This is a genomic window from Bradyrhizobium sp., from assembly GCF_019242285.1.
Classification (GTDB): Bacteria; Pseudomonadota; Alphaproteobacteria; order Rhizobiales; family Xanthobacteraceae; genus Bradyrhizobium.
This window is the reverse complement of the sequence record NZ_JAFAVV010000578.1, coordinates 1-7,811: the sequence shown is the minus strand read 5'-3', so window position 1 is coordinate 7,811 and position 7,811 is coordinate 1. Positions and strand designations below refer to the sequence as shown.

General features: G+C 65.8%; 4 protein-coding genes and 1 pseudogene. 3 read left to right on the top strand and 2 right to left on the bottom strand.

From position 1 onward, the window contains the following. Window positions 1-364, bottom strand: a 364-nt coding sequence (locus tag JOY90_RS23490; RefSeq protein ID WP_291693504.1) for an alpha/beta hydrolase, incomplete at its 3' end; no start/stop codon positions are given. Window positions 365-589: 225 nt separating this feature from the next. On the opposite strand from JOY90_RS23490, the gene JOY90_RS23485 reads away from it, so the two are divergent. Continuing rightward, a complete protein-coding gene (locus JOY90_RS23485; protein WP_291693503.1) occupies window positions 590-1,063 on the top strand; it encodes an Hsp20 family protein in 474 nt (157 codons plus the stop codon). 104 nt (window positions 1,064-1,167) lie between these two features. On the opposite strand, the gene JOY90_RS23480 is transcribed toward JOY90_RS23485, so the two are convergent. Beyond that, a complete protein-coding gene (locus JOY90_RS23480; RefSeq protein WP_291693502.1) occupies window positions 1,168-2,028 on the bottom strand; it encodes a hypothetical protein in 861 nt (286 codons plus the stop codon). Window positions 2,029-2,483: 455 nt separating this feature from the next. Here JOY90_RS23480 and gltB point away from each other — a divergent pair, with 455 nt between their 5' ends. Both gltB and gltD read left to right on the top strand, forming a co-directional pair. Beyond that, on the top strand, window positions 2,484-7,220 hold the full coding sequence (gltB, locus tag JOY90_RS23475) for a glutamate synthase large subunit (protein ID WP_291693501.1): 4,737 nt from the start codon (window positions 2,484-2,486) through the stop codon (window positions 7,218-7,220). Window positions 7,221-7,352: 132 nt separating this feature from the next. Then, window positions 7,353-7,811, top strand: a pseudogene (gltD, locus tag JOY90_RS23470) (glutamate synthase); the annotation flags it as partial.

Sequence of the window (7,811 nt, the reverse complement as noted above, 5' to 3'; positions counted from 1 at the left end):
CCAGCGCGAAGTGCGGCGGCGGGCAGTCCGGCAGCACCACCTGCTGCACGAAGGTCTCGACGTCGACCTCGAAATCGGAAAAGTGGCGCACATAGCCCTTGCGCGGATCGCGCAGACGCCGGGAGGAATGTCCCTGGCCGCGGAAGTCGGTCATGGCCACTGCGAAGCCGCGGTCGCGCAGGTCGCGCACGGTCTCGAAATATTTCTCGATCGGCTCGGCGCGGCCGGGAAAGACGCAGACCGTGCCCTTGCGTCCGGCCGGCGGCGCCCAGCGCGCAAAGCGCAGCTCGGCGCCGTCGGGAGTGCGGATCGTGCCGGTCACCACGTTTTCCGGCACGGGGTTGGCGGGAATCGAGACGAGCATGAGGCTGAAATCGGCTAGGTCGAACTGTGCGGAAAACAAGGGGGAAACGTCGAAAAAGGCCGCATCTCCCGCCCTCTTGAACGCCGTCTCGTTCCTCCCATATCACCAACGTGCAGGCCACCACCAGCTTTTCGCAACGGCTAGAGGCTGGGGCTGCACGGACGAAGGCCCGGCCCGATGGCGGGCGGGTTACCCGAAACAGTCGCTCAATGGAGGACTTGATCCATGCGTACCTACGACCTTACCCCGTTCTATCGTTCCACCATCGGCTTCGACCGTCTCTTCTCCCTGCTCGACCAGTCGGCCGCCGACGGCAGCCCCGGCTATCCGCCCTACAATATCGAGCGGACCGGTGAGAACGCCTACCGTATCACCGTCGCGGTCTCCGGCTTCGCCAAGGAAGAGCTTTCCATCGTCGCGAAGGAGAACACGCTGACGATCAAGGGCGAGAAGGCTGCCAGCGAGAACGGCAGCAAGTCCGAAGTGCTGTATCGCGGCATCGCCGCCCGCGCCTTCGAGCGCGCATTCCAGCTCGCCGATTTCGTCGTGGTGAAGAACGCCTCGCTGGAGCACGGCCTGCTCCATGTCGATCTCGTCCGCGAGATCCCCGAGGCCAAGAAGCCCCGCAACATTCCGATCGGATCGGTCACCCCTGCGCCGCAGGTGGTCGATGGCTCGGCCGAGAAGGCCGCCGCCTGATCCGTCCGGCTTCCGATCCACAACCGATCAACGAAAACGCCCCGGGAGATCGGGGCGTTTTTGTATGCATGACGCTACGCTTACCTTTACGCATTGACGCTACGCTACTCGAGATCCTGCACCTTCGGCATTGGCTGTGTCGGCTGGACCGCCCCCGCCGGCGGTGCGGGCGGCTTGGCCTGCGGCGCCGCCGCCACGGTCGCCGCCGGCGCTGCCGCCTCGGCGGGCTTCTTCACGACCGCGGCTGATTGCTGCGGGGCATGAGCTGGCGCCGGCGCAGCGGCGACCGGCGGCTTGTCTGCCGGCAGCGGTGCAGAACGGTTGGCGAACCGCGGTGCCAGGATGACGGTGGGTGGCCGCATCGTGCCTTGCGGGACGCTCTGGCTCGCTGCGATCGGCGGCAGCGGACCGGCGGCGCCCCGCGGCGGCACCAGCGCCGAGGAGGGCCCCATCCTGTTATAGGCGTCGCCCCAGTGAGACGCGGGCGTGAAACGGATGATCCGGCCGTTGCGGCCGTCGATGACGAGGCGGCCGTCCTCGCCGTTGCGGTCGATCACGGAGACCACGTAGAGGTTGCCGCGCTGCCGTGGAATGCCCAGTGGCGAGAAGCCGTTGTCGCGCAGCACGGCATAGACCTCCGGCACCGGGATCAGCGGCGGCCCATAGCCATATTGCGGTTGGGCATAGCCCTCTTCCGGCGGGGCGTAACGGTCGTCCCGGTAGCCGTAGTCGCGCCGATAGGCGTAGTCCCGTTCATCGCCATAGCCCGGACCTGGACCCGGACCATAATAGCCATAAGGACGCGGCACCGGCGCCGGCGGAAGGGGCGGAGGCGGCGCTTCCTCGACATAGGGGCCGGGTCCATCGAAATCGGAGACCGCGCGTGGCCCTGCCACCTGGGCATGGGCGGACGTTGCCGCCAAAATCAACCCGGCCGATACGGCCCATCCTGCCAACAGCTTCATTGCCCTGCTCCTGTGAAGCCCCCGCGGCAAATTCTCTGCTGATTCCGGCGGTCCTTGGGCGGCACGACGGCGTCCTTGCCCCAAATTGACGAAATCGCGTGCTACAGCCCCGGTTGTGTCAGCGCGGAAGCGACTTTCACGCGCTTGTGTGATAGACAAAAATTTGGCATGGTGCGAGTTAGGACAGGAACACTGTCTCAATTTCGAAGCGGCCCGGCATGGGGATTGCAGCGGGTGCGAGGGCCGCAACGAAATTTCGGCGTGTAGGTCGCGCCGATAAGGTCATGGGGTGAGGACGTCCATCAGGACGACGAACGCCTGGCCTGAATTCTGAAAATGCGGCTCGCTTTGCGGACGAGCGGTGGCCCCTGGGGGTGCCGCGGAACGCCCAAGGTGCGCCGGACAAACAACGGTGGGGGCTTGTTATTGCGTCGGCCGGACGGAGAGGACTGAACATGAGCGGGTCGGAGATCGAGCGACGAACCATCGGGGCCAACGGCGTGGCGGCGACCATGGACTCGAAACCGGCCGATTCCACGCCCCCTGAGCATAGCTGGCGCCCGCCGGCCGAAGGCCTCTACGATCCCGCGCTGGAGAAGGATTCCTGCGGCGTCGGCTTCATCGCCGACATCAAGGGCCGCAAGTCGCACCAGATCATCGCCGACGCGCTCAACATCCTCTGCAATCTCGAGCACCGCGGCGCGGTCGGCGCCGACCCGCGCTTCGGCGACGGCGCCGGCATCCTGGTGCAGATCTCGCACGCCTTCTTCGCGCGCAAGGCGTCGGAGCTCGGCTTCGCGCTGCCGCAGCCCGGCGAATACGCCATCGGCGCGCTGTTCATGCCGAAGGAATTGTCCTGGCGCAAGGTGATCCAGAGCATCATCGCCGACCAGATCAAGGCCGAAGGCTTGAAACTGCTCGGCTGGCGCGACGTGCCGACCGACAATTCCTCGCTCGGCGTCACCGTCAAGCCGACCGCGCCCTATCACATGCAGGTCTTCATCGGCCGCAACGGCGTGGCCAAGACCGATGACGACTTCGAGCGCCGGCTCTACATCCTGCGCAAGTCGATCTCGCAGGCGATCTATCAGCGCCGCGACCGCGGCATGGCCGGCTATTATCCCTGCTCGATGTCGTGCCGCACCGTGATCTACAAGGGCATGTTCCTGGCCGACCAGCTCGGCAAGTATTATCCCGACCTGCACGAGAAGGATTTCGAGAGCGCGCTCGCGCTGGTGCACCAGCGCTTCTCGACCAACACGTTCCCGACCTGGTCGCTGGCGCATCCCTACCGGATGATCGCGCATAATGGCGAGATCAACACGCTGCGCGGCAACGTCAACTGGATGGCGGCGCGGCAGGCTTCGGTCTCGTCCGACCTCTATGGCAAGGACATCACGCGGTTGTGGCCGATCTCCTACGAAGGCCAGTCCGACACCGCCTGCTTCGACAACGCGCTCGAATTCCTGGTGCAGGGCGGCTACTCGCTGGCCCATGCGGTGATGATGATGATTCCGGAGGCCTGGGCCGGCAATCCGCTGATGGACGAGAAGCGCCGCGCCTTCTACGAATATCATGCCGCGCTGATGGAGCCGTGGGACGGGCCGGCGGCGATCGCCTTCACCGACGGCCGGCAGATCGGCGCCACGCTGGACCGCAACGGCTTGCGGCCGGCGCGCTATCTCGTCACCCGCGACGATCGCATCGTGATGGCGTCCGAGATGGGCGTGCTCAAGATCCCGGAGGACCAGATCGTCACCAAGTGGCGCCTGCAGCCGGGCAAGATGCTGCTGGTCGATCTCGAGCAGGGCCGGCTGATCCCCGACGACGAGATCAAGGCGTCGCTGGCCCAGAGCCATCCCTACAAGGAATGGCTCGACCGCACCCAGATCGTGCTGGAGGAATTGCCGGACGCGCCGGCCAAGGCCGTGCGCTCCAACCTGCCGCTGCTCGACCGGCAGCAGGCCTTCGGCTACAGCCAGGAAGACATCAACATCCTGATGACGCCGATGGCCTCCACCGGCGAGGAAGCCACGGGATCGATGGGCAACGACACGCCGATCTCGGCGCTGTCGGACAAGGCGAAGCCGCTCTTCACCTATTTCAAGCAGAATTTCGCCCAGGTCACCAACCCGCCGATCGACCCGATCCGCGAGGAGCTCGTGATGAGCCTCGTCTCGATCATCGGGCCGCGGCCGAACCTGTTCGACCTCAAGGGACTGGCCTCGACCCAGCGGCTCGAGGTGCGCCAGCCGATCCTGACCGACGTGGACCTGGAGAAGATCCGCTCGATCTCCGACATCGCCGAGACCCATTTCCGCTCGCGCACGCTCGACACCACCTTCCACGCCGGCCTCGGCGCCTCGGGCATGGAGCATGTGCTGGACGAGCTCTGCGCCCGCGCGGAGGCCGCGGTGCGCGAGGGCGTCAACATCATCATCCTGTCGGACCGCATGGTGGGCTCGGACCGGATTCCGATCCCCTCGCTGCTCGCCTGCGCCGCCGTACATCATCATCTGATCCGCACCGGCCTGCGCACCTCGGTCGGCCTCGTCGTCGAATCCGGCGAGCCGCGCGAAGTGCATCACTTCGCCTGCCTCGCCGGCTACGGCGCCGAGGCGATCAATCCCTATCTCGCCTTCGAGACCATCATCGCGATGAAGGACCGCCTGCCGGCGGCGCTCGACGACTATGAGATCGTCAAGCGCTACATCAAGTCGATCGGCAAGGGCCTGCTCAAGGTGATGTCGAAGATGGGCATCTCCACCTACCAGTCCTATTGCGGCGCGCAGATCTTCGACGCGGTCGGGCTGAAGGCCGATTTTGTCGGCAAATTCTTTGCCGGCACCCACACCCGCATCGAGGGCGTCGGCCTCGCCGAGATCGCCGAGGAATCGGTGCGCCGCCATGCCGACGCGTTCGGTGACGCCCAGGTCTATCGCGGCGCGCTCGACGTCGGCGGCGAATATGCCTACCGCACCCGCGGCGAGGACCATGCCTGGACCGCGGAATCGGTCTCTGCCCTGCAGCACGCGGTGCGCGGCAATTCCAGGGACCGCTACCGCGCCTTCGCAAAAATCCTGAACGAGCAGTCCGAGCGGCTCCTGACCCTGCGCGGCCTGTTCCGGATCAAGGCCGCCGAGGAGGAGAAGCGCAAGCCGGTGCCGCTCGACCAGGTCGAGCCGGCCAAGGACATCGTCAAGCGCTTCGCCACCGGCGCGATGAGCTTCGGCTCGATCTCCCGCGAGGCGCACACCACGCTCGCGATTGCGATGAACCGGATCGGCGGCAAGTCCAACACCGGCGAGGGCGGCGAGGAAGCCGACCGCTTCAAGCCGCTGCCGAACGGCGATTCCATGCGCTCGGCGATCAAGCAGGTGGCCTCCGGCCGCTTCGGGGTGACGACCGAATATCTCGTCAACTCCGACATGATGCAGATCAAGATGGCGCAGGGCGCCAAGCCCGGCGAAGGCGGCCAATTGCCCGGCCACAAGGTGGACGCCACCATCGCGCGGGTGCGGCATTCGACGCCGGGCGTCGGCCTGATCTCGCCGCCGCCGCATCACGACATCTATTCGATCGAGGACCTGGCACAGCTCATCTACGACCTCAAGAACGTCAACCCGGAAGGCCTGGTCTCCGTCAAGCTCGTCTCGGAAGTCGGCGTCGGCACGGTCGCAGCCGGAGTGGCAAAAGCGCGCGCCGACCATGTCACCATCGCGGGCTTCGAGGGCGGCACCGGCGCCTCGCCGCTGACCTCGATCAAGCACGCCGGCTCGCCCTGGGAGATCGGCCTCGCCGAGACCCACCAGACGCTGGTGCGGGAGCGGCTGCGCAGCCGCATCGCGGTCCAGGTCGATGGCGGCTTCCGCACCGGCCGGGACGTCGTGATCGGCGCCCTGCTCGGCGCCGACGAGTTCGGCTTCGCCACTGCGCCTTTGATCGCGGCCGGCTGCATCATGATGCGCAAGTGCCATCTCAACACCTGCCCGGTCGGTGTTGCGACCCAGGACCCGGTGCTGCGCAAGCGCTTCACCGGCCAGCCCGAGCACGTCATCAACTACTTCTTCTTCGTCGCCGAGGAGGTCCGCGAGATCATGGCGGGGCTCGGCTTCCGCTCTTTCGACGAGATGATCGGCCAGACCCAGATGCTCGACCAGAGCAAGCTGCTCGCGCATTGGAAGGCCAAGGGGCTCGACTTCTCGAAGCTGTTCGTGCGCCAGAAGGAGGAGCGCGGCCAGAAGATCTATCATTCCGAGCCGCAGAACCATCACCTGGAGGCCGTGCTCGACCGCACCCTGATCGCGCGGTCGCAGGTCGCGCTCGATCGCGGCGCGCCGGTCAGGTTCGAGAGCGAGATCAACAACACCAACCGCTCGGCCGGCGCCATGCTGTCGGGCCGGGTCGCGAAGATCTACGGTCACGCCGGGCTGCCGCACGACACCATAACCGTCGGCTTGAAGGGCACCGCGGGCCAGGCCTTCGGCGCGTGGCTCGCGCAGGGCGTCACCTTCGATCTCGAGGGCGAAGCCAACGACTATGTCGGCAAAGGCCTTTCCGGCGGCAAGATCATCGTCCGGCCGCCGCACAATTCCGGCATCGTGCCGGAGGAGTCGATCATCGTCGGCAACACCGTGCTGTACGGCGCGATCGAGGGCGAGTGCTATTTCCGTGGCATCGCCGGCGAGCGTTTCGCCGTGCGCAATTCCGGCGCGGTCGCGGTGGTCGAAGGCGCGGGCGACCATTGCTGCGAATACATGACCGGCGGCATCGTGGTGGTGCTCGGCAAGACCGGGCGGAACTTCGCGGCCGGCATGTCCGGCGGCGTCGCTTATGTGCTGGACCAGGCCGGCGATTTCGAGAGACTATGCAATCTCGCGATGGTCGAGCTCGAGCCCGTGGTCTCGGAGGAGATGGTCAACGAGGCTTTCTATCATCATGCCGGCGATCTCGAGGCCCATGGCCGCGTCGACGTGTTCCGGAACCTGCTCGAAGCCGATGTCGAGCGGCTGCAGGTGCTGATCACCCGCCATGCCAAGGCGACCGGTTCGACACGCGCCGCCGAAATTCTGGCGAACTGGAAGGATTACGTGCCGAAGTTCCGCAAGGTGATGCCGGTCGAGTATCGCCGCGCGCTGAAGGAGTTGCAGGCCAACGCCGACGCCGAGCCGAAGATCGCGATCGGGGCGTAGTCGAGGACAACGGCGTCATTGCGAGCGCAGCGAAGCAATCCATGGGCGCGCGACGGAGAGATGGATTGCTTCGGAGCTGACGCTTCTCGCAATGACCGGAGAAACAAGAGTTTTGCAGGGGCTTCAGGTTTGATGGGCAAGGTTACGGGTTTCCTCGAAATCGAGCGGCACGACCGCAAGTACACGCCGGTCACCGAGCGCCTGAAGCACTTCCACGAATTCGTGGTGCCGCTGTCGGAGAAGGAGACGCGCGACCAGGCCGCGCGCTGCATGAATTGCGGCATCCCCTACTGCCACGGCACCGGCTCGGTGGCGCCGGGCACGCCGGGCTGCCCGGTCAACAACCAGATCCCCGATTTCAACGACCTCGTCTATCAGGGCAATTGGGAAGAAGCGTCGCGCAACCTGCACTCGACCAACAATTTCCCCGAATTCACCGGCCGAATCTGCCCCGCGCCCTGCGAGGCCTCCTGCACGCTGAACATCGACGACAACCCGGTCACCATCAAGACCATCGAATGCGCGATCGTGGATCGCGCTTTCGAGAACGGCTGGGTCAGGCCGGAGATCGCCGAGGACAAGACCGGCAAG